Raw genomic sequence first — 20,617 nt, 5'->3', positions numbered from 1 at the left:
TAGCTCATGATGTCCGGGTTGACGAAATCGTAATGCGCCAGCATTCCCGAGATGCGCTCTTCATGCAGGTTGGGTGCGAACAGTTCGGTGAGCGAGGAAGCGATGGCTTCGAGCGGAGTCCTGTTGCGGACGAAATGCACATAGGCCTCGACCGCAAATCGGGTGGCGGGAAGGATGCCTTCGGCGGATTCCACATAGGCGCTGTCTAAACCGAGCCCTTCGGTCAGCTTGAGCCATCGCTCGATGCCACCCTCGGTGCCGACATCGCCGTCATGGTCTTCTATCCTGTGCCGCCATTCCGTCCGGATGCCGCGGTCGCGAAACCGCGAGATCACCACGGCGTCCTTGAGCGGAATGGTGCTCTGGTAATAGTACCGGTTCAGCGCCCAGGCCTGCACCTGTCCCTTGTTGAGCTTGCCGCCATGCAGCAGCCGGTGAAACGGGTGCAGATTGTGATAGCGGGTCGCCCCGATATGGCGGAGTGCGGCCTCCAGCTCTTCGGCGTTGTTCAGCGGCGCGCTGCCGTTAAACGAGAAGGCGGTCATCGCATCGAGGGGCCTGGGGTTGACGTTCACAGCGCGATCTCCATCCCATCGGCGGGAATTAGCCAGCCCGCGCGCTCGACACTCTTGCGCTCGGGGGAAGCGTGCAGCAGCGCCGGGTTGGAATTGTTGATATGCAGAAATATCTTGCGGCCGATGTCGAGGCCGGCGAGGCTTTCGATCGCACCATTGTCGCCCGACATCGCGATATGGCCCATGCCTTGACCCGTCTTGCTGCCGAGACCTGCCACGATCAATTCGTCGTCGCGCCACACCGTGCCGTCGAAGAAGACGAGTGAAGCGCCGGCCAGGCGAGCCTTCAAATCGTCGGTCACGCCAGCGCAGGCGGCCAGATAATAGAAATATTTGGCGGTCGCCTTGTCGCTGATGCGCAGTCCGAGCGTGTCGCCCGCGCCGTCGGTTCCGCCCGGATGGTCCATGCCTTCCAGGTACCACGCGCTTTTGCCCGACACCGCGAACGGCAGGATCTCGATGCCGGAGGACGGGCCGTCCGGCAATGCCGGCTCGAACGCTTTGTCCATTTCGATCGGCTTGCGCTGCACGTTCTTCTCGTTCAGCACGTTGAAGATGCTGTTATCCCTCAGGATCGAAAGCACCTTGTCGTGCGCATAGATCGTGAACGGCGAGCCTTCGCGCATCGACAGCAGTCCTGCGACCGCATCGACTTCGCCATTGGTCAGGACGACGCCCGAGATCGGGCTGTGACGAAGCTTGCCGGCTTTGGGATGGAGCTGCGGCGTTGCGATCAGTTGCTGGCGCAGATCGGGTGAGGCGTTGATCAGGAACCAGTGATCGCCATCGGCGCTGATCGCGATCGAGGCCTGCGTGCTTTGAAGTTCGGGATGCCCGTTTCGGGCTATCCGGCAAACCGGACATCCGCAATTCCATTGCGGAACACCGCCGCCTGCCGCGGCGCCCAGGACGACGACGCGAAGCATGATCGGCCTCCTGGAGATTCAAACGCTAAAAAGGTGGACTCCGGCGCGGTCACGATCCTGCCATCAGGAACGTGTCACGCCCGGATATCCACCTCAAGTCAAAACGTGAAGTGTCGCAGCCGCTTACTTGCGGGCGGCGCACGCATACATGTTGATTTCCATACCGACCGACACTTCGACAATCTTCGGTGTTTTCCAGGCCATTTGGCTCTCCTTGTCAGACCGGACGAACTCCGCCCTCCCGGTTAAAGTAATGCAGAACCAAAAGTTCGCCAGTGAAATCTTTTTTCCAATCAATCTCTAACGAGCTATGTTGCAGCGCGAAAGGATTTCACATATTTGTGCGAAAGGGTTTCAAAACAGCGCAGGATCAACAGGTTCAATGTCGCTCGTTTCTGCGCCGCATGCCAGCCGCCGCCTCGACGGGGCACGGTGAATTCCCGGATAAAGAACTTGTGAGTGTCGCCGGCTCCGCTCGGAGCTCTTAACCCCCTTAGAGTTTTGACCATGCCGCGATATTTTTTCAATGCACGCATCGGCGATGAGCTGGTATCGGACCCGGAAGGCGAGGAGCTGAGGGATCCCGACCGCGCGTGGGAAATGGCCCGGACCATGATCCAGGAATTGCTGAAAATCGAAGGCGCCGAGGGCGGTCTCATGAATGCCGTCCTCGAAGTAACGGATGATGCAGGCGAGATCGTGCTGGAATTTCCGTTTGCCGAAGCCATCCTCGACGTCTTCGACACGCCCGCCACCAAACATTGAACAAGGCGTGACGTCGTTCCACGCGCCCTCGCGCGAATCCGTCAGGCGGCCATTCGCGGGGTGGCGCTATCTTTGCGCGGGCGCTACAACACCAGCGATCAAACGGAGTTATCCATGGACGATCTCTGGCGTCTGCCGGCCGCGGATCTTGCCGCGCTCATCCGGTCTCGAAAGGTTTCGGGCAGGGAAGCGGCCGTCTCGGCGCTGGCCCGGCTTGACGCGGTAAACCCGTCGATCAACGCCGTCGTCGACCACCGGCCGGCGGATGTGCTGGCCCACGCCGCGGTGATCGATTCGGCGATTGCGCGGAATGAAGAAACAGGTCCACTGGCGGGTGTGCCCGTCACGGTCAAGGTCAATATCGACCAGCAGGGGTTTGCCAACACCAACGGGCTCAAATTGCAGCGCGACGTGATCGCGCGCAGCAACAGTCCCGTGGTCGATAATCTTCGCAAGGCCGGCGCCGTGATCCTCGGGCGCACCAATTGCCCGGCGTTTTCGTACCGCTGGTTCACCACCAACTTGATCCACGGCGATACCAAAAATCCGCGCGATCCGGGCATCACGCCGGGCGGCTCATCCGGCGGCGCAGGCGCAGCGGTCGCCGCGGGCATCGGGCACATCGCGCACGGAACGGATATCGCGGGGTCGATCCGTTATCCCGCTTACGCCTGCGGCGTTCACGGCCTGCGGCCGACGATTGGCCGTATCCCCGCCTTCAATGCGTCGCTGCCGGAGCGCGGCATCGGGCCGCAGATATCGGCGGTATCCGGTCCGCTCGCCCGCACCATCGGCGATCTGCGGCTGGCGCTGGCGGCAATGTGCGCGCGCGACATGCGCGATCCCTGGTGGGTGCCGGCGCCGCTTGAAGGACCCGCGATGCCGAAGCGGGCAGCGGTTTGCCTTCGTCCGGATGGTCTTGAGACCGTTGCTGAAGTGCTAGCCGCCGTGACGGACGCGGCCAAACGCCTGGAGCGGGCGGGATGGGTGGTCGAACAAATTGAGAATGCGCCGCCGCTGCGCGAGGCCGCCGAACTTCAAACCAAACTCTGGCTCGGCGACGGATATGAAGCCCAGCTGGAGGCCGCCGAGCGCGAAGGCGATCCTGGCGCGCTGGCTTGCCTGCGCGGCAATCGCACCAAGGTCCAGCCGTTCGACGGCGCCGCGCTCTCGAAGGCGTTGACGCGGCGAGCGACCCTGACGCGCGAATGGCTGACCTTCTTTGAGACTTATGCTGTGCTGCTGATGCCGGTCTCCGGCGAACTGCCGTTTCCCGACGGTCTCGACCGCCGAGACGACGCTTCGTTCGCACGGGTCTGGCGCGCGCAACTGCCGCAGATTGCCATTCCCTTCATGGGCCTGCCTGGGCTAACCGTCTCCACGGGACTGGTGGGCCGCGTTCCCGTCGGCGTTCAGGTCGTCTCGAGCCGTTACCGTGAGGATCTGTGCCTGCTTGCGGGCGAGGCCATCGAAGCCGGGGGAACGCCGTCTTCACCCGTCGATCCCGTCCGCTGACTGATTTTGGTTTGTGAGGACACGATGGCTGGCGTTCACGATTTCACGGCAAGGTCGCTTGCCGGCGAAGACATTGCACTGAAGCGGTATGAGGGTCAGGTGTTGCTGATCGTCAACACCGCGAGCGCGTGCGGATTCACCCCGCAATACCGCGGCCTGGAGGCGCTGCATCAAGCGCTTAATCCGCGCGGCTTTTCCGTTCTCGGGTTTCCATGCAACCAGTTCGGCAGCCAGGAACCCGGCGACGCAAGGCAGATCGAGCAGTTCTGCGCCAGCCATTATGCCATCACTTTTCCGATGTTCGAAAAGATCGAGGTCAATGGCCAGAACGCCCATCCGCTGTATCAATATCTGAAAAACGCGAAATCCGGGCTGCTCGGCGCGTCGATCAAATGGAATTTCACCAAATTCCTGGTCGATCGTTCCGGCAGGGTGGTGGCGCGGCATGCGCCGACGACAAAGCCGGAAGGACTGACAAGGGAAATCGAGGCGCTGCTGTGAACGAGAAAAATAACGCCATGACCGACCAGTTGCCGGATCGTCTTTCGACCGATCCCAGGAGTCCGTATTACAACGAGGAGATACTTTCGCGCGATGTCGGCATTCGCTTCAAGGGGGTCGAGAAAACCAATGTCGAGGAGTATTGCGTCAGCGAAGGCTGGGTGCGCGTGACCGCAGGCGCCGCCAAGGATCGTTACGGCAATCCCTTGACCATCAAGGTGCATGGCCCGGTCGAGCCGTATTTCCGCGACAAGACCTGACCGCCCATGTCCGTCCGTATCACCGACGTTCGCGAAATCACCAAGCCGATCTCATCGCCGATCCGCAACGCCTATATCGACTTTACCAAGATGACGACCAGCCTCGTCGCTGTCGTCACCGACGCCGTGCGCGACGGCAAAGGGGTGGTTGGCTACGGCTTCAATTCGAATGGGCGCTACGGGCAGGGCGGGTTGATCCGCGAGCGCTTTGCGCCGCGGCTGATGGAAGCGGATCCGAAGACGCTTCTGGATTCGGCTGGCGACAATCTCGATCCGGACAAGGTCTGGGCGACGCTGATGTCCAACGAAAAACCGGGCGGTCATGGCGAACGCTCGGTCGCGGTCGGCACCATCGACATGGCGGTGTGGGATGCGGTGGCCAAGATCGCGGGCAAGCCGTTGTTTCGATTGCTGGCCGAGCGTCATAAACGAACCGCCAATCCCCTCGTGTTCGTCTATGCCGCCGGCGGCTATTATTATCCCGGCAAGGATCTATCGACACTGCGCGGCGAGATGCGCAGCTATCTCGATCGCGGCTACAATGTCGTGAAGATGAAGATCGGCGGCGCGCCGATCGGGGAAGACCGGCAGCGCATCGAAGCCGTGCTGAAGGAGATCGGCAGCCGGGCCCAGCTCGCCGTCGATGCCAACGGCCGGTTCGACCTCGAGACCGCGATCGCCTATGCCAAAATGCTGCGCGACTATCCGCTGTTCTGGTACGAGGAGGCCGGCGATCCTCTCGACTTCCAGCTCCAGGCCGCACTGGCGGAATTCTATCCGGGCCCGATGGCGACCGGCGAAAACCTTTTCAGCCATCAGGACGCGCGCAACCTGATCCGTTACGGCGGGATGCGGCCCGACCGCGACTGGCTGCAGTTCGATTGCGCGCTGTCCTACGGGCTCTGCGAATATCAGCGAACGCTGGCGGTGCTGCAAACCCAGGGCTGGTCGGCGAGCCGCTGCATTCCGCATGGCGGCCACCAGATGTCGCTGAACATCGCGGCCGGACTCGGTCTTGGCGGCAACGAGAGCTATCCCGATCTGTTCCAGCCCTATGGCGGTTTCCCGGACGGCGTTCGTGTCGAGAACGGCACCATCACGATGCCGGATTTGCCGGGCATCGGCTTCGAGGGAAAATCCGATCTCTATGCCGAGATGAAGGCGCTGGCGGCGTAAGGTGCGGAAAAGCGCAGTGCTTCGCGCGCGGCGTTCACGACAGCCGCATATCCAGCAACCGCCGGCCCTCGCTCTTTAAAAGCTTCTTCACCGCGCTCGATGCCACGACCTCGCCCTCGTTGGCATAGGCCTCGTGGTTCTTTTCGATCTCGTCGAGACGATAGAGATAGTTGACCATGATGCCTGCTGATTCGCGCAGGCCCTTGGGCGAGAGATCGCCGAGCCAGTCGATCCGCTCCAGCCGGGCACCGTTGCCGAGATGGAATCGCGCCACCGAATCGATCAGCCGTCCTTTCGGCGTGCGCGCCTTCAGGAAGTAATATGCCGCGAGCGGTTCCAGCACGCTACGCAGTTGTGCCGCCAGTTCCGCATTCCCGGTCCAGTCGGGATTGTCGAGATGCGCGAGCAGCGCCCGCTCGTCATCCGTCACCGGAAGATCGCTCGCCTGCTTCAGCCACTGCATGAAACCCGGCACCGGCGACAGCGTCACGAAATTCTCCAGCTTCGGCAATTCGCGCTGCAATTCCTCGGCCACTTGCTTGATCAGGAAGCTGCCGAAGGAAATTCCGCCGAGGCCGCGTTGCGTGTTCGAGATCGAATAGAACACCGCGGTCCGGGCGCGCTCGATCGGCACCGGCTGTCGGTCCGCGGCGAGCAGCGGCGCGATCGCCGATGGAATCGATTCGGTGAGCGCTACCTCGACGAAAATCAACGGCTCGTCGACCAGCGCCGGATGGAAGAATGCATAACAGCGCCGGTCGGCCGGATCGATGCGGCGGCGCAGATCGTTCCAGTCGCGGATTTCATGCACCGCCTCATAGCGAATGATCTGTTCCAGGATATTCGCCGGCGTCGACCAGTCGATTTTTCGAAGGACGAGAAATCCCCTGTTGAACCATGAACCCAGCAAATGCGCGACGTCGCGGTCGAGCGCGCCCAGGTCCTTGTGACCATCCTGCAGGCGGAGCAAATCGGCGCGCATGGCGACCAGCGCGCTGGTGCCGCCGGGGGCGCGGTTCAGGCGGCGGATCAGTTCCTGCCGCCGCGGCTCCGACGCAAAATGCAGGTCGCTGGCGTCATCGTCGCTCGGCTGCGCGCGCCAGGCCTCGATGGCTTCCGCCAGCTTTTCCCGGTCCGGACCGTAATTGCGGGCCAGTGTTTCGAAGAACGAAAGCCGGCCGGCTTCGTCGAGATGAAGATAGCGATCGAGAACCTCGCGCGCCATCGCGGTCCCGGAGGCCTCGCCGCGGCCCGACAACAGCGCCTCGCATAATTCGATCAACTCGGAGGCGTCCTGTTTGGCGTCGGACGATCCGCCACGGCGCAGCAAGGTGCGGCCGCGTTCGGAAATCGAGGCAAGCAAATCGGAAAAGAAGGCATTGGTCATGATCGGGCGGGTCAATCCGGGGCAGGCGGAATTATTACACGAGATTTAAGGCAAGGTAGATCGCAATCAAGCGCGAACAACGGGCACTCTCGCCGCGATTATACAATAGTTCGTCATGCCCCGCGAAGGCCTGCTCTTTGGCAGGACGCCGCCGTCTGCCACATTCTCCTCACTTGGTCTTGGCGAATTCGGTCGGCGTCTTGCCGGTGACTTGCCGGAACGCATGCGAAAACGCCGGCACGCTGGCATAGCCGAGATCGGACGCCAATTGCTTGACCGACACGTTGGCCTCCATCGACAGTTTTTCGATCGCAGCCGCGATGCGCGCCCGCTGGCACCAGCTCTTGAAGCTCAGCCGGGTCTCCAACGAGAACAGCCGCGACAGCGTTCGCACCGAGGTCCCGACCTCGCGCGCCAGTGTCTCGATCTCATGCGTACCGGTCGGATCGGCCAGCACGATATCGGCCGCGCGCCGGCACCGCGGCTCGTGCGGCAATGGAATGAAAGCGGCGGAGTCTTCGGCCTGATGCAGTTCGAGGATGGCCAGCCTGACCAGGAGCCCGGTGCGGTCTGGATTATTGCGGCCGTCGAACAGCGCCAGGATTGCCTCGTGCAGCAGCTGCGACACCCGCACCACGAATTCGGATTCAAGGTTGTTTCTGCGGTCCTCGCGCGCCAGCCAGGCGAGGTCGAAATACAGCGTCCGCATCTCGATATCGGCGAGCACGTCGATGGAGTGTTCGAGACGCGCCGGCACCCACACCGCGCGATCGGGCGGCACCAGCCAGCGCCCCTTCGGCGTGGTGACCTGCATGGTTCCTTTGGCCGCGTAGACCAGTTGCGCCTCGCGGTGCATGTGGGTATCGAGCCGGACGCCCTTTTTGTAGTGGCGCGCGACCAGATGGACGCCGTCGCCGGTTGCCCGGTGGCTTCCGCGGATGGCAGCGATTGGCGTTTCGGCGATACTCATTGGCCACATCCCGTCAGGACAAGACCCTATAACCTATTTCAGGAAATCTGGGGATTCGACCATGAACAGCCCGAGCCGGGTGATCGGTTTCGTCAACGCCGCCCACTTTATCGACCATTATTCGATGCTGATCTTTGCCGCCGCCGTCATCGTCATGGGGCCGGCGCTTGCCATGGCCTATTCCGAACTGCTGCCTTATGCCACGCCCGGCTTCATTGCGTTCGGTGCTGGCTCGCTGCTGACCGGCTGGCTCGGGGACCGCTGGAGCCGCCGCCACATGATGGTGATCTTCTTTGCCGGGATCGGCGCTTCGATGATCGCGGTGGGCTTGGTGCAGACGCCGTTGCAACTCGGCGCGGCGCTGTTGTCGATCGGCCTGTTCGCGTCGATCTACCACCCCGTTGGCACTGCCATGATCGTATCCTACGCCGACAGGCTCGGCCGCGAGATGGGCCTCAACGGCGTCTGGGGCAATCTCGGCGTGGCGTCGTCGGCGCTGGCTACCGGCGTGATCGGCCAATATCTCGGCTGGCGCTGGGCCTTCATCATCCCCGGCATCGTCACCATCCTGATCGGCATCACCTTTGCGCGCCTGGTGGTTCACGAGGACCGCTCCGGCTTCAGGCAGGCGGCGGCGCAGGCGCGCGTCGCCAAGCAGGACATGTGGCGGGTGATCGTGGCACTGTTGATCGTGGTGATCGCGATATCCACCACCTTCAACGCGGTGACGGTGGCGTTGCCGAAGCTGTTCGCGGAGCGTTTGAGCGATCTGACCAGAAGCCCGGCGCTGCTCGGCGTGATCGCGGCCTGCGTGTATGTGTTCGGCGCCATGACGCAATACACCATCGGCAAGCTGATCGACCGTTATTCGCTCAAGGCCGTCTCGCTGCCGCTGTCGTTCATGCTGGCGCCGTTCCTGTATATCGCGGCGACGTTGTCGAACCTGCCGCTGATCCTTGCCTCCATTGGAATCGTGATGGGCGCGTTCGGCCAGGTCACCGTGAACGACGCCATGGTCGGCAAATACACCAGCGAGGAATGGCGCAGCAGGGCTTATTCGGTGCGCTATTTCGTCGGCTTCACCGCCGCGGGGGCGTCGGTCGGCCTGGTGGCATGGCTGTACCAGCAGGGCGGTTTCGTCACCATGCTGCATGCGTTCGGCGCGCTGTGCCTGCTGGTGATTGCGGCAGCCATCATCCTGCCGACGGAGATCAAGGTGCCGGCGGCGCGGGTGAACTGAAGTCTTTTTGCGCCTAGGGATTGAGTTGCGCGCCCGGCGTAGAGCGCGCGATTTTGAGCTCTTCCTCGTTCATGTCCGCCGATACGTCGGCGAAAAGCGGCGTGCTTAGATAGCGCTCGCCGGTGTCGGGAAGCATACAGAGGATGTTTGCTCCTTTCTCCGCCTTGGCCGCGATCTTGAGTGCGCCGGCAAAGGTTGCGCCCGAAGTGATGCCGACAAAGATGCCTTCCTGGGTGGCAAGGTCCTTGCTGCAGCGAATGGCGTCGGGGCCGGGAATCGGCAGGATGCGATGGATGAACTTCATCGCCACCGCATCGTCGGTCAGCTTGGGGATGAAATCCGGTGTCCAGCCCTGCATCGGATGCGGCTTGAATGTCGGATGCGGTGCCGCAGGAGTACCGTCCGGGTTTCGCGACTGTGCGATGCCACTGGCGAGCAGTTGCGCGTCCTGCGGTTCGCAAACGACGATCTTGGTTTCGGGACGTTCCTTGGCAAGCACCCGCCCGACGCCCTTCAATGTTCCGCCGGTTCCATAGCCCGTAACCCAGTAATCCAGTCGTTGTCCGGAGAAATCGTCGAGGATCTCGCGCGCCGTGGTGCGCGAGTGGATATCGGGATTGGCTTCATTTTCGAATTGCCGGGTCATGAACCAGCCATGCGCCTTGGCAAGCTCGATGGTCTTGTTGATCATGCCTACCGCGCGCTCGGCAGCAGGCGTGACAATCACCTTCGCTCCAAGGAAACGCATCAGCTTGCGCCGCTCGACGCTAAATGGCTCTGCCATGGTAATCACCAGCGGGTAGCCCTTGGCGGCGCAAACCATGGCAAGACCGATCCCGGTATTTCCGCTGGTCGCTTCGATGACGGTCTGGCCGGGCTTGAGCTCTCCCGACTTTTCGGCCGCCTCGATTACCCCGAGAGCCAAGCGGTCCTTGACCGAACCGAGAGGATTGAAGGCTTCAATTTTTACGAAAAGGTTCACGCCTTGCGGCGCCAAGCGGTTGATCCGCACCACCGGCGTATTGCCAATCGTTTCGACAATACTTTCGTATGTCCGTCCCATGTCGTCCTCCAACATTTGCATTGTTGGCTATGGGAAGCATTGCCCTTCCCGCGGCCACGTCAAGTCATTGGCCCCGACGCTATCCGGCTTCAGCTCTTCCGGCAATCGAGGGTGCCGGGCGAAATTGTCACGCTGTCGCGGGGGGACGATCATCACGACGCGAACTGAACGGCTGGTTTTGGTGGTCGCCAGCCGAGCCCCTGACTTCTTCAAAATTCCCCAGGACGCCATCATCGAGGTCGGCTTTCGGGTGGAGGTCTGAACGCAATGGCCGGTCCGGCATGCTGCTTGCATCATTTTGAGGCTGGATATCCTCTGCGGAGGAGGATGCGTCAGCAGGGGAGGCCTCAATGACCATCATCGCAACGGCGCCGGCAGCCGGCCTGGAGCGTACCAGGCTCAATTCCATCGTATTCGCGAGCTGCTTCGGCACCATCATCGAATGGTACGATTTCCTGATCTACGCGACCGCAGCCGCGCTGGTGTTCAACAAGGCGTTCTTCCCGACCTTCGATCCGCTGGCGGGGACATTGGCCGCACTCGGCAGTTACGCCGTCGGTTTTCTGGCGCGGCCGCTCGGCGGCGCGCTGTTCGGTCATTTCGGCGATCGGCTCGGCCGAAAATCCATGCTAGTGCTGACGCTGTTCATCATGGGCATCAGCACCTTTTGCATCGGGCTGTTGCCGACCTACGCCTCGATCGGGGTGTTGGCGCCGATCCTTTTGATCGTGCTGCGCATCGTCCAGGGTATCGGCCTCGGCGGCGAATGGGGCGGCGCCTCGCTGATGGTGCTGGAGCACGCGCCGGCCGGCGAACGCGGCTTCTACACGAGTTTCGTGCAGATCGGATTTCCGATCGGGCTGGTGCTGGCGACGCTGGCGTTCACGCTGGTCAGCAAATTGCCCGACGCCGACTTCGCGGCCTACGGCTGGCGGATTCCGTTCCTGATCAGCATCGTGCTGCTCGCGATCGGAACCTTCGTCCGATCCCGGGTGCCGGAGACGCCGGTATTCGAAGGGCTCAGGCAGCGTAACGATTTGTCGAACAATCCGTTCGGCGAAGCCGTCGGCAGGAACACCAAGACATTTCTGATCGCGGTGGGACTGAAACTCTCCGAGGTGTCGTGGGTCTACATGCTCACGGTGTTCGTCGTCGGCTACGCCACCACCAAGCTCGGCCTCGCCAAGTCGCTGATGCTCGACGCGGTACTGTACGCTGCATTGCTTGAACTGGTCAGCCTGCCGTTGTTCGGCTGGCTGGCCGACAAGATCGGCCGCCGGCCGCTTTATATTCTCGGGGCCCTGTTCACGATCGTGTTCGCGTTCCCGCTGTTCTGGATGCTGGAAAGCAAGAGCACCGCGCTGATCTTCACTGCCGTGATGATCGCGATGAATTTCGGCCATGGCATGATGTTCGGGCCTGAATCCTGCTACTTTCCCGAACTGTTCGGTCCGCGTGTGCGCTACAGTGGGGCGTCGTTTGGATTTCAGGCTTCGGCCGCGATCGGCGGCGGTTTCGCACCGATCATCGCCACCGCGATGGTCGGATATTTCGGCGGCACTACCGGCGTATCGATCATGATGATCGTTCTGGCGCTGATAACCCTGGCAGCCGCACTGGCGGCGCGCGAGACCAGGGGAGGGTCGTTGACCTAGCTGGATGAAGGGAGCGCCGTGCGGTTTGGCATTTTCATCTATGACGGCGTCGAGCCGATCGATCTGGCGACCTTTGGCGTGCTGTCGATGGCGCGGCGGATCGCGCCGCAGATCGAAATCTGCACCATCGGTCCCCGTGCGGGGCCGATCGCGCTTGCCAACGGGCTGAAGGTGACCGCCGATTTCGGGATCGACGATGCACCGCCTTGCGATCTCGTCATCGTCACCGGCGGTCCGGGCTGGACCGCACAGGCGCAGGCGCCGGCGACGCTCGACTACATCAGGCGCGTGCACGCTTCACACCGTGTCGCGTCGGTCTGTACCGGCGGCATGATACTGGCAGCGAGCGGCGTCCTCAATGACGGGCCCGCCACCACCAAACGCGAAGTAGTCCCTCCGGAAACCTCGCCGCTCGAGGTCATGCGCGCGACCTATCCCCGGATCGACGTCCGGGAAGCGATGCTGGTGGAGCGCGCGGAAGGATTGGTGACCGGTGGCGGGGTTTCGCTCTGCATCGACACGACGCTTCATCTGATCGCCGGCATGCTCGGCCAGCACGTCGCCGACGAGACCGCCCGTATCATGGAATATCAGCGCGCGTGGCGGGCCAATCGTGAGGGGTTTGCGCCGGTCCTGCCGGCGCGTTGACGAACCGTTTTGAGACGTTCAACCAATTTGGCGCGTCGGCCAAAAGTTTGGGTTTCAACGCCCATCCTCGATCCGGACGAAGTAGCGCGGTGTTTGAGATTTCGATCTCTCAACAATGACCGTGAGCTCCCTCTCCCACAAGGGGAGAGGTAAAGTGTCACGAACCTTGTGTCGATTTAGTTCGTCGCTTTCGCCGCGATCGGCGCCGCGCCATCCCGGTCTCAGGAATTGACGTGCACGAAATCCCGCAGCAGCGGATAGATTTCGTTATTCCAGCGCCGTCCGCTGAACACGCCGTAATGGCCGACGCCGGCCTGCATGTGATGCACCTTGCGATAGGCGCGCACGCCGGTGCAGAGGTCCTGCGCCGCGAGCGTCTGGCCAATCGAGCAGATGTCGTCCTTCTCGCCTTCGACCGTCATCAGGCCCATCCGCTTGATCGAAGCCGGGTTCACCGGCCGGCCGCGATACATCATCTTGCCCAGCGGCAGCAGATGTTCCTGGAATACGTCGCGGATGGTCTCGATGTAGAATTCCGCCGGCAGGTCCATCACGGCGAAATATTCGTCATAGAAGGTCTTGATGGTCTCGGCTTTCTCGGTCTCGCCCTTGGCCAGGTGCTCGGCGAGGTCGACGTGCGATTTGATGTGGCGCTCGAGGTTCATCGACACGAAGGCGGTGAGCTGGATGAATCCGGGATAGACCTGGCGGAACGCGCCCTTGCATTGAAACGGCACGTAGTTGATCAGGTTCTCCTCGAACCATTTCAGCGGCTTGCTCTTTGCGAACTCGTTGACCTTGGTCGGCTGGATCCGGGTGTCGATCGGACCGGCCATCAGGGTAAGGGTCGCGGGGCGTGCCGGATGATCGTCCTCCGACATGATCGCGGCGGCTGCCAGCGCCGACACCGACGGCTGGCAGATCGCCACCATGTGGGCGCGCGGACCGAGTTGATCGAGAAACGTGATCAGATGCTCGGTATATTCGTCGAGGCCGAATTTGCCGTGATCGGGCGGAATGTCGCGGGGGTTATGCCAGTCGGTGATGTAGACGTCGTGATCCTGCAGCAGCGTCTTCACGGTGCCGCGCAGCAGCGTTGCGAAATGACCGGACATCGGCGCCACCAGCAGCATGCGCGGCTGCTCCGGTGAATTCTCCTTCCTGAAATGCAACAGCGATCCGAACGGCGTCGCGTAGACCACTTCCTCGATCACCTCCAGCTCCTGATTGCCGACCAGCACCTTGTCGATGCCGTAGGCCGGGCGCGTATAGGTGAGCGAGGTGCGCGAGATCAGCTCCAGTGCCGCGGCGAGCCGCCCGAACAACCGGTCGGAGACGCCCTGCGGGACGAGGTTGAGATATTTCAGCGCCGCGGCGGCCGCCGTCCGCCATGGTGCCGTCAGATCCATGTGGTTCTGATAGGCTTGATACATCATCGACATCATCCGGCTCGGCCCCCGCCTTTGTTGCTATGCAATATCGAAGCCAAAGCGGAGTCAAATAGCCTCTGAAACTGGCACGTCGCTTGCTGCATGGAATGCGCGAAGCATAAACAATGGGCAGTTTGCAGCGGGATGCTTGGTCAAGAAGCGCTGTCCGCGCCGGCTTTGGCGGGCACAGCAGTTGAGGGAATAGCCATATGGCAAAGGCGACACTGACCATCAGCAGCAAGAATTATTCGTCGTGGTCGCTGCGCGGCTGGCTGCTGACCAGATTCTCCGGACTGGAGTTCGACGAAGTCATTACCTCGCCCGACGACGCATCGGCGCGGGCCGAAATCCTGCTGCTGTCGTCATCGATCCTGGTGCCGTGCCTGCGGCACGACGGCGCCACCGTATGGGACACGCTGGCGATCGCGGAATATCTCAACGAGGTGATGCCGAATGCCGGGCTGTTGCCGGCGGACCGTATATCGCGGGCGCATTGCCGGTCGATTTGCGGTGAAATCCATTCAGGGTTTACCACGCTGCGCGCGTCGCTGCCGGTCAACCTGAAAGGTCACTTTCCCGGCTTCAAGATCTGGTCGCGGGCGCAAGCCGATATCGATCGGGTCTGCACCATCTGGCGCGAATGCCTCGCCAAGTCGGGTGGACCGTTCCTGTTCGGCGAACGCTGCATGGCGGACGCCATGTATGCGCCGGTCGTGACCCGTTTCATGACCTATGACGTGAAGCTGGAGCCGAGGCTCGCGGGCTATGCCGGCATGATCATGGCGACGCCCGAGATGCGGGAATGGATCGAGGCCGCCAAAGCCGAGCCCGCCGATATCGAAGAGCTTGAGGTCGAATATTAGGCAACTCCGGCGCCGCGTTGCCTGTTTGCCGGGCTCACACATCGGGCAGGCTTTGCTCAAGCTGGTGACATCCGGAGCGCGTGCACGGTCGGTCCGCTGAGCCGAGCGGCGGCGCGCAAAAATCGTCCATCCGAAATTCCAGCTTGGGTCCAGCAGCTTCGGTGTCGTCGCGGCGACGACAACCGATTTCGCCGCAGTGCAGCGCGGCTGGCGTGAATTTCGCATAGCACAATGAAGCTATCAACACGGCCTCGCGCGCTGCCAAAAAATTGGACGCCGGTCGGATTGGAGGGTGTCATGAATGTGCATGCCGCGGTCGATCTCAAATGGCCTGGCCTTTCCCATCCGAACGGCGATCCCCTCCGCCTGAACAACAGGAATTTCGTGGCTATCGATCGCGACCGGGATGCTTCATACGAGGCGACCTATCGTCCGCAGGCCCTCTATAACCGCGCGAACGAAGGCTTTCATGCGAACAACGAAACCTTCTTGCTCCACGAGGTTTCGACAAATCTGCCGATTTACCGTCCCGACACCGGCCCCACCGATTTCCATCTTCACCTTCCACCGGGTGGCTTCCAGCTCGTGCTCGTCACTTCGGGCATGTTCACCTTCGATTACGATGGCCGATTTTACGCCGTCGGTCCTGGTGCGGTGATGCTGCAGAGTGCGATCGTCCATCGCCAGCTGTTTTACACCTGGTCGGGGTTGTCGACGGAGGAGAATCTGAAAACGCCGCAGACGGTAGTGCCGGATCCGATTTCCATGGGCTATTCCGGCAAGTTTCTTGAAGGCTTTATTACCGATCCCACGACCTTCCCCAACCCGACGGTGGTGGGCCCGGATCACATCAACGAAGCGGAAACGCCGCGTGTGGCCTGGAGCCACCCTTTGCACGATCGTCCATCCGATGCCCGCTTTTGGCTTCAGGATCCGTTGGAACTGGAAGCGCTCTACAAGCCGCTGGCGGCCGGTGCGCCCATCAAATCCGCCGGGCCCGTCTATGTGCGCAATATCGGAATCGAGATTCCGAGCGGTCGTCTTACAACCGGGCATATCATAGCGACCGACCCGCGTGGCCAGTCGCTGCTGCCGAAGAGCGCATCGGCAACAGCGGATACCGCCTTTCTCGAGAAAGGCGAGGTCGTCATCTATCGCGTCATTCGCGGCACAGCCGAATTCACCAATAGTGCCGGCGGGAATTTTGAACTTGCGACCGGCGATACGGTTACGGCGGGCAACAACGCGATACATCTGTCGGGGCTAGGCGAAAATACGCAAATCCTGCGGCTAGGCCTGCTGAAAGGCATCGAGAATCTTCGCAGTTGGACGCCGACGCAGCGCGACGAAATCGACGGCCTAGCCGGTCAGATCATTACGCGGAAGGACATGCGTCCGCTGCGTATCGAAGGAAAGCCGGTCGGATATTTGTACGAGTAAGCACCGGCCGCCGGTGACGCCCCGGCATCCGATACCGCGGCATTAACATTTCAGGCCGGGGCTGGCGCCACTGCCGGGCAGCTGATCTGGATGTGGTGGGACGTCCCCCGCGCCCCGTCGATATCTGGCCGTGAACGCCGCGTCACAAGCCTCAACCGCCGATTCGGGCGCGGTTCGTTCCGCGCCCGTTCCAAACCTTAAAATGAGTTCGATTTCCGTAGCGTTTTGGCACATCACGGCAAGGACGCACGGAGGCAGGCTGCTGTCACCCGCGCGGCAGGCGCCAGCCCACCACGGTTGCCTCGACGGTGCTTCCGGACTCGTGATTGCGCCATTCGCCGTCGACAAAACGGCAGGCGAACGGCAGTTGGTAGGTGCCGCTGTGATCCTCGCACAGCACCTGAACCGGCTGACCCGCCGGCGGTTCTCCCTCGCCGTTGAATTCAGCCAGGCGTCGTTCGCGCGTTGCCATATCCGTGGTTCTCCCTGCGACAGACGCGCAAGCTCGGCTTGCGTTCTCCGCCCCTTGCTTTAGCTAGGGGGTTCTTTGCAAACCTCAACGCGCGAATGAGGTTTCCGTATGATATGCTTGTTGCACGGCACCCGCTCTCGACAAATTGACCAACGGCAAGCGCCCAAATGAGGATTTCGATGATCGGCCGGATCGCTCTCGCCGCTTTGGTGGTTTTGGCGCCGTGCTTTTTGAGGTGCGCTCATGTCCGCGCCCAGGACGTTCCCGGCATCGAGATCTGCACGGTCGAAAAGACCATGGAGCGACGGACCAGTTGCCTGCAGAGCAACGTCGATTTCCTGCAAAAGACGATCGCGAAACTAAGCGCCGACCATCAGCAAAAGCTCGATGCCGCGAACCGGCAGATCGAGGGCTTGAAAAGCACCGTCACAGGCTTGCAGAAGGTCGTCGACGAATTGCAGGCGGCGCAGAAGAAGTCGGTGGAGGATCAGAAGAAGAAAGCCGATGTGACGGTGCCCGCGAAGGATGCGCCTCTGGCAAAGGACAGTGCGAAATAAAACCGTCAATGATGGGAGCTGCGCTTACTTCCCCCTCTCCCCTTGCGGGAGAGGGTGGACGCGATGCGAAGCACCGCGGACGGCTGAGGGGTTCTATCGATGGAAAGAGACCCCTCATCCGTCTTCGCTTCGCGAAGACACCTTCTCCTACAAGGGGAGAAGGGAAGAATCTCTAGCTGTTCTTCTCTCCACTCATGACCGGCCCGAACAACTCCCAGCTCTCGCCCTTGAAGCGCATCATCTGAAGCTGTTCGAGCGGGGCGAAGTCGGGCTGGTCTTGATACGGGTGCCCGGCAGATAGAGCCGATTTCGAAATTCAGGTTGGCCGCCTGCTTCGTGACGTTTTCGCGGGTGAGGTCGTCACCGCATTGCCGCAGCACGGGCGCGTTGGGCGCCCGGCATTCCCTGCGCCCTCTGATTTCATTGGGCAGAAGGTTACTGGCAAAACTCGGACGCCTCGCGCCGCGGGAGCGTGAACGCTTGTCCGAAGCCGGTCGTGACCACAGCAAGGACTGTCAAGCGAAGCAGGCGCAAAGCGATTATGGTGCCCGCGCTTCGAATGAAGGCCACTGCCCATGAACCCAGCCCAGAAAGCGCTCTGGTTTATCGAAAGCCACCTTGCCGACGCCTTGACGCTCGACGAGATCGCAAGCGTCGGCGGAGTTTCGCGTTTCCACATGGTGAGGGCGTTCGCGGCTGCGACGGGACTGTCGGTCATGCGTTACGTCCGCGCCCGGCGGCTCAGCGAGGCGGCGCGGGCGCTCGCAAGCGGTGCGCCCGACATCCTCGCTCTCGCGCTGGACGCGGACTACGGCTCTCACGAAGCATTCACCCGCGCGTTCCGCGACCATTTCGGGGTCACGCCCGAAGCTGTCCGCGCGGCCGCGCGTCTCGATCATCTCAAGCTTCAGGAACCGATCGTCATGGACTCGACAGCACTCGACGGCCTTCGGGCGCCCCGCTTTGAAACCAGCAAGCCGCTGCTCATAGCCGGACTTGGCGAGCGTTACACCTGGGAAACCAGCGCCGTTATCCCCGGCCAGTGGCAGCGCTTCAATCAATCGGTCCAGAATATTCCTGGCCGGATCGGGCAGGTCGCGTACGGCGTTTGCTGCAACGGCGATGACGCCGGAAATTACGACTACATCGCCGGCGTCGAAGTCTCCGACTTTTCCGACCTGCGGCGCGAATTCTCCACGGTGCGGATTCCCGAAGCGAAATACGCGGTCTTCACCCATGCTAAGCACATCTCCACGATCCGCCGCACCATCAACACGATCTGGAATCACTGGCTGCCGGCGTCTGGCTTGAAAGTCGCCGATGCACCCAACTTCGAGCGTTATGACGCAAATTTCGATCCGCTCACCGGCAATGGCGGTCTTGAGATCTGGGTGCCGGTCAAGGACTAAAGCGTTTTCGAGCGAAGCGAATACCGGTTGGCGTTAAGAAAACGCGTCGAACGGAAGCGCCATCCCGCCCCGCAAGGCTGGCTTGCGCAGCCCGGTAGTCCGGCGATTGCTTGGCAAGCGGGATCGACTTTGCCATAACATGACGCAACGAAATCGTTGCCTGTGCGGGATGAGCCTGGACTCCGCCTCGCAGCTATAAAAGGCCGGGAGGATTTCATGTCCAACGTTCGCGTTCTCGCCACCGGTCTGGAATTTCCGGAAGGTCCGTTGGTAATGCCGGACGGGTCGGTGGTGCTGGTCGAAATCCGCGGCCGGCGGTTGACCCGGGTATGGCCCGACGGACGCAAGCAGGCGGTTGCGGAAATTCCGGGCGGCCCCAATGGCGCTGCGATCGGTCCCGACGGCAAATGCTATATCTGCAACAATGGCGGCTTTGGCTGGCTTCCGTCGCGCGGCACCATGATGCCGGGCGCGCCGTCGGCCGCCGAGTACATCGGCGGCTCGATCCAGCGCGTCGATCTCGCATCGGGCAAGGTCGAAACCCTGTTTGACAAATGCGGCGAGCATCCGCTGAAGGGGCCGAACGACCTGGTGTTCGACCGGCACGGCGGTCTGTGGTTCACGGATCTCGGCAAGCGCCGCGCCCGCGACATGGATCTCGGCGCGTTCTACTATATCAAGCCCGGCATGAAGGAGATCGTCGAAGGCGTGTTCGGCATGATGCCCGCCAACGGCATCGGACTGTCGCCCGACGAAAATACGGTCTATGTCGCGGAGACGCCGACGGCGCGGCTGTGGGCGTTCGACCTCTCGGCGCCCGGTGAGGTCAAGCCGCGCGACGTGATCTATCGCGGCGAACGCGGCAAGCCGATCGCGGGCCTCGGCGGCTACCAGATGTTCGATTCGCTCGCGGTGGAAGCCGGCGGCAATGTCTGCGTGGCGACATTGATTTCGGGCTGCATCTCGGTGATCGCGCCGGACGGCGCCATCGTCGAGCAGGTGCCGACCGGCGACCGCGTCACCACCAACATCGCCTTTGGCGGGCCCGATCTCAAGACCGCCTACATCACGCTGTCCGGCAGGGGCGAACTGATCGCGATGGACTGGGCTCGTCCCGGCCTGCCGTTGAATTTCCTGAACAAGTAAGCGGGAGTGATCGATGCCCTGGCTTGAACCGGTTTCGCTCAGCGGTCCGCATGCGCGGCTCGAGCCCTTGTCGCAGCAGCATCGCGACGGGCTGATCGAAGCCGTAAAGGACGGCGAGTTGTGGAAGCTCTGGTACACTTTCATTCCAAGGCCCGAGGACATGGCCAAGGAGATCGACCGCCGGCTCGGCCTGCAGGCCTCGGGCGCCATGCTGCCCTGGACGGTGTTCGATTCCAGCGGCCAGATCGCGGGCATGACGACCTACATGAACGTCGATGCGCCGAACCGGCGCGTCGAGATCGGGTCGACCTGGTACGCCAAACGCGTCCAGCGCAGTGCCCTCAATACCCAGTGCAAGCTGCTGCTGCTGACGCATGCGTTCGAAAAGCTCGATTGCATCGCGGTTGAATTCCGCACGCATTTTTTCAACCACCAGAGCCGGCGCGGCATCGAACGGCTCGGCGCCAAGCAGGATGGCATTCTGCGCAACCATCAGATTGCGCCGAACGGCACGCTGCGCGACACCGTGGTCTTCAGCATCATCGCCAGCGAATGGCCGACGGCGAAAGCGCATCTGAGCTATCAATTGAACGAGAAGGCGCGGTAGCGTACCGACGAA

22 protein-coding genes and 1 pseudogene are annotated in these 20,617 nt (G+C 61.9%); 14 read left to right on the top strand and 9 right to left on the bottom strand.

Going from position 1 to position 20,617, the window contains the following annotated elements; genetic code table 11:
• From pqqC to pqqA, 3 genes are all read right to left on the bottom strand, one after another.
• The coding region (pqqC, locus tag E7813_RS02500; RefSeq protein ID WP_291570512.1) for a pyrroloquinoline-quinone synthase PqqC at positions 1-545 on the bottom strand (545 nt) is incomplete at its 3' end.
• 26 nt (positions 546-571) lie between these two features.
• Positions 572-1,501: a pyrroloquinoline quinone biosynthesis protein PqqB gene (gene pqqB, locus E7813_RS02495; RefSeq protein ID WP_291570510.1), complete on the bottom strand. Its 930-nt coding sequence runs from the start codon at positions 1,499-1,501 to the stop codon at positions 572-574.
• A gap of 123 nt (positions 1,502-1,624) precedes the next feature.
• Positions 1,625-1,705 (bottom strand): pyrroloquinoline quinone precursor peptide PqqA, encoded by an 81-nt coding sequence (gene pqqA, locus E7813_RS02490; RefSeq protein ID WP_056301757.1) that lies wholly within the window; start codon positions 1,703-1,705, stop codon positions 1,625-1,627.
• Positions 1,706-2,008: 303 nt separating this feature from the next.
• Here pqqA and E7813_RS02485 point away from each other — a divergent pair, with 303 nt between their 5' ends.
• The 5 genes from E7813_RS02485 to E7813_RS02465 all read left to right on the top strand — a co-directional run bounded on the left by E7813_RS02485 (position 2,009) and on the right by E7813_RS02465 (position 5,718).
• On the top strand, positions 2,009-2,266 hold the full coding sequence (locus E7813_RS02485) for a hypothetical protein (protein WP_291570508.1): 258 nt from the start codon (positions 2,009-2,011) through the stop codon (positions 2,264-2,266).
• 114 nt (positions 2,267-2,380) lie between these two features.
• Positions 2,381-3,781 carry an amidase family protein gene (locus tag E7813_RS02480; RefSeq protein WP_291570506.1) on the top strand — a complete coding sequence of 467 codons (1,401 nt, stop codon included), beginning with the start codon at positions 2,381-2,383 and terminating at the stop codon, positions 3,779-3,781.
• Between the two features lie 24 nt (positions 3,782-3,805).
• A complete protein-coding gene (locus E7813_RS02475) occupies positions 3,806-4,282 on the top strand; it encodes a glutathione peroxidase (RefSeq protein ID WP_291570504.1) in 477 nt (158 codons plus the stop codon).
• A 17-nt stretch (positions 4,283-4,299) separates the two neighbouring features.
• Positions 4,300-4,542, top strand: a complete 243-nt coding sequence (locus tag E7813_RS02470) for a DUF3297 family protein (protein ID WP_291570502.1) — start codon at positions 4,300-4,302, stop codon at positions 4,540-4,542.
• Positions 4,543-4,548: 6 nt separating this feature from the next.
• Positions 4,549-5,718: a mandelate racemase/muconate lactonizing enzyme family protein gene (locus E7813_RS02465; RefSeq protein WP_291570500.1), complete on the top strand. Its 1,170-nt coding sequence runs from the start codon at positions 4,549-4,551 to the stop codon at positions 5,716-5,718.
• 34 nt (positions 5,719-5,752) lie between these two features.
• Here the strand turns inward: E7813_RS02465 and E7813_RS02460 are convergent, their stop codons facing one another.
• Together E7813_RS02460 and E7813_RS02455 are read right to left on the bottom strand one after the other, a co-directional pair.
• Entirely contained in the window at positions 5,753-7,105 is a 1,353-nt protein-coding gene (locus E7813_RS02460) for a malonyl-CoA decarboxylase (protein WP_291570499.1), read from the bottom strand.
• A 169-nt stretch (positions 7,106-7,274) separates the two neighbouring features.
• Positions 7,275-8,075, bottom strand: a complete 801-nt coding sequence (locus E7813_RS02455) for a helix-turn-helix transcriptional regulator (RefSeq protein WP_291570497.1) — start codon at positions 8,073-8,075, stop codon at positions 7,275-7,277.
• 61 nt (positions 8,076-8,136) lie between these two features.
• On the opposite strand from E7813_RS02455, the gene E7813_RS02450 reads away from it, so the two are divergent.
• Entirely contained in the window at positions 8,137-9,315 is a 1,179-nt protein-coding gene (locus tag E7813_RS02450) for an MFS transporter (RefSeq protein ID WP_291570495.1), read from the top strand.
• 13 nt (positions 9,316-9,328) lie between these two features.
• Here E7813_RS02450 and cysK read toward each other — a convergent pair whose 3' ends face one another.
• Positions 9,329-10,378, bottom strand: a complete 1,050-nt coding sequence (gene cysK / locus E7813_RS02445; RefSeq protein WP_291570493.1) for a cysteine synthase A — start codon at positions 10,376-10,378, stop codon at positions 9,329-9,331.
• Between the two features lie 350 nt (positions 10,379-10,728).
• On the opposite strand from cysK, the gene E7813_RS02440 reads away from it, so the two are divergent.
• Together E7813_RS02440 and E7813_RS02435 are read left to right on the top strand one after the other, a co-directional pair.
• Positions 10,729-12,033, top strand: a complete 1,305-nt coding sequence (locus E7813_RS02440) for an MFS transporter (protein ID WP_291570491.1) — start codon at positions 10,729-10,731, stop codon at positions 12,031-12,033.
• Between the two features lie 18 nt (positions 12,034-12,051).
• Entirely contained in the window at positions 12,052-12,681 is a 630-nt protein-coding gene (locus tag E7813_RS02435) for a DJ-1/PfpI family protein (RefSeq protein ID WP_291570489.1), read from the top strand.
• A gap of 221 nt (positions 12,682-12,902) precedes the next feature.
• Here the strand turns inward: E7813_RS02435 and phaZ are convergent, their stop codons facing one another.
• Positions 12,903-14,126: a polyhydroxyalkanoate depolymerase gene (gene phaZ / locus E7813_RS02430; protein WP_291570488.1), complete on the bottom strand. Its 1,224-nt coding sequence runs from the start codon at positions 14,124-14,126 to the stop codon at positions 12,903-12,905.
• Between the two features lie 194 nt (positions 14,127-14,320).
• Here phaZ and E7813_RS02425 point away from each other — a divergent pair, with 194 nt between their 5' ends.
• Positions 14,321-14,974 carry a glutathione S-transferase family protein gene (locus E7813_RS02425; protein ID WP_291570486.1) on the top strand — a complete coding sequence of 218 codons (654 nt, stop codon included), beginning with the start codon at positions 14,321-14,323 and terminating at the stop codon, positions 14,972-14,974.
• Positions 14,975-15,271: 297 nt separating this feature from the next.
• Entirely contained in the window at positions 15,272-16,414 is a 1,143-nt protein-coding gene (locus E7813_RS02420) for a hypothetical protein (protein ID WP_291570485.1), read from the top strand.
• 265 nt (positions 16,415-16,679) lie between these two features.
• Here the strand turns inward: E7813_RS02420 and E7813_RS02415 are convergent, their stop codons facing one another.
• Positions 16,680-16,886: a hypothetical protein gene (locus E7813_RS02415; RefSeq protein WP_291570483.1), complete on the bottom strand. Its 207-nt coding sequence runs from the start codon at positions 16,884-16,886 to the stop codon at positions 16,680-16,682.
• 179 nt (positions 16,887-17,065) lie between these two features.
• On the opposite strand from E7813_RS02415, the gene E7813_RS02410 reads away from it, so the two are divergent.
• Positions 17,066-17,443, top strand: a complete 378-nt coding sequence (locus E7813_RS02410; protein ID WP_291570481.1) for a hypothetical protein — start codon at positions 17,066-17,068, stop codon at positions 17,441-17,443.
• A 172-nt stretch (positions 17,444-17,615) separates the two neighbouring features.
• Here the strand turns inward: E7813_RS02410 and E7813_RS02405 are convergent.
• A pseudogene (locus E7813_RS02405) lies at positions 17,616-17,823 on the bottom strand (branched-chain amino acid ABC transporter substrate-binding protein); the annotation flags it as partial.
• Positions 17,824-18,018: 195 nt separating this feature from the next.
• On the opposite strand from E7813_RS02405, the gene E7813_RS02400 reads away from it, so the two are divergent.
• The 3 genes from E7813_RS02400 (at position 18,019) to E7813_RS02390 (ending at position 20,605) form a co-directional block, all read left to right on the top strand.
• Positions 18,019-18,852 (top strand): AraC family transcriptional regulator, encoded by an 834-nt coding sequence (locus E7813_RS02400; RefSeq protein ID WP_291570478.1) that lies wholly within the window; start codon positions 18,019-18,021, stop codon positions 18,850-18,852.
• Between the two features lie 216 nt (positions 18,853-19,068).
• Entirely contained in the window at positions 19,069-19,998 is a 930-nt protein-coding gene (locus tag E7813_RS02395; RefSeq protein ID WP_291570476.1) for an SMP-30/gluconolactonase/LRE family protein, read from the top strand.
• A gap of 13 nt (positions 19,999-20,011) precedes the next feature.
• Entirely contained in the window at positions 20,012-20,605 is a 594-nt protein-coding gene (locus E7813_RS02390) for a GNAT family protein (protein ID WP_291570474.1), read from the top strand.
• Positions 20,606-20,617: the final 12 nt, after the last annotated feature.

This window comes from Bradyrhizobium sp. (assembly GCF_004799405.1).
Lineage (GTDB): Bacteria > Pseudomonadota > Alphaproteobacteria > Rhizobiales > Xanthobacteraceae > Bradyrhizobium.
Note: the sequence above shows the minus strand (reverse complement) of the source record. Positions and strands in the feature narration are given on the sequence as shown.

Bases quoted from the DNA above. Each gene is read 5' to 3' on its own strand.
- pqqB (WP_291570510.1), bottom strand. From the start codon at position 1,501: ATGCTTCGCGTCGTCGTCCTGGGCGCCGCGGCAGGCGGCGGTGTTCCG.
- pqqA (WP_056301757.1), bottom strand. From the start codon at position 1,705: ATGGCCTGGAAAACACCGAAGATTGTCGAAGTGTCGGTCGGTATGGAA.
- E7813_RS02485 (WP_291570508.1), top strand. From the start codon at position 2,009: ATGCCGCGATATTTTTTCAATGCACGCATCGGCGATGAGCTGGTATCG.
- E7813_RS02480 (WP_291570506.1), top strand. From the start codon at position 2,381: ATGGACGATCTCTGGCGTCTGCCGGCCGCGGATCTTGCCGCGCTCATC.
- E7813_RS02475 (WP_291570504.1), top strand. From the start codon at position 3,806: ATGGCTGGCGTTCACGATTTCACGGCAAGGTCGCTTGCCGGCGAAGAC.
- E7813_RS02470 (WP_291570502.1), top strand. From the start codon at position 4,300: ATGACCGACCAGTTGCCGGATCGTCTTTCGACCGATCCCAGGAGTCCG.
- E7813_RS02465 (WP_291570500.1), top strand. From the start codon at position 4,549: ATGTCCGTCCGTATCACCGACGTTCGCGAAATCACCAAGCCGATCTCA.
- E7813_RS02460 (WP_291570499.1), bottom strand. From the start codon at position 7,105: ATGACCAATGCCTTCTTTTCCGATTTGCTTGCCTCGATTTCCGAACGC.
- E7813_RS02455 (WP_291570497.1), bottom strand. From the start codon at position 8,075: ATGAGTATCGCCGAAACGCCAATCGCTGCCATCCGCGGAAGCCACCGG.
- E7813_RS02450 (WP_291570495.1), top strand. From the start codon at position 8,137: ATGAACAGCCCGAGCCGGGTGATCGGTTTCGTCAACGCCGCCCACTTT.
- cysK (WP_291570493.1), bottom strand. From the start codon at position 10,378: ATGGGACGGACATACGAAAGTATTGTCGAAACGATTGGCAATACGCCG.
- E7813_RS02440 (WP_291570491.1), top strand. From the start codon at position 10,729: ATGACCATCATCGCAACGGCGCCGGCAGCCGGCCTGGAGCGTACCAGG.
- phaZ (WP_291570488.1), bottom strand. From the start codon at position 14,126: ATGATGTCGATGATGTATCAAGCCTATCAGAACCACATGGATCTGACG.
- E7813_RS02425 (WP_291570486.1), top strand. From the start codon at position 14,321: ATGGCAAAGGCGACACTGACCATCAGCAGCAAGAATTATTCGTCGTGG.
- E7813_RS02420 (WP_291570485.1), top strand. From the start codon at position 15,272: ATGAATGTGCATGCCGCGGTCGATCTCAAATGGCCTGGCCTTTCCCAT.
- E7813_RS02415 (WP_291570483.1), bottom strand. From the start codon at position 16,886: ATGGCAACGCGCGAACGACGCCTGGCTGAATTCAACGGCGAGGGAGAA.
- E7813_RS02410 (WP_291570481.1), top strand. From the start codon at position 17,066: ATGATCGGCCGGATCGCTCTCGCCGCTTTGGTGGTTTTGGCGCCGTGC.
- E7813_RS02400 (WP_291570478.1), top strand. From the start codon at position 18,019: ATGAACCCAGCCCAGAAAGCGCTCTGGTTTATCGAAAGCCACCTTGCC.
- E7813_RS02395 (WP_291570476.1), top strand. From the start codon at position 19,069: ATGTCCAACGTTCGCGTTCTCGCCACCGGTCTGGAATTTCCGGAAGGT.
- E7813_RS02390 (WP_291570474.1), top strand. From the start codon at position 20,012: ATGCCCTGGCTTGAACCGGTTTCGCTCAGCGGTCCGCATGCGCGGCTC.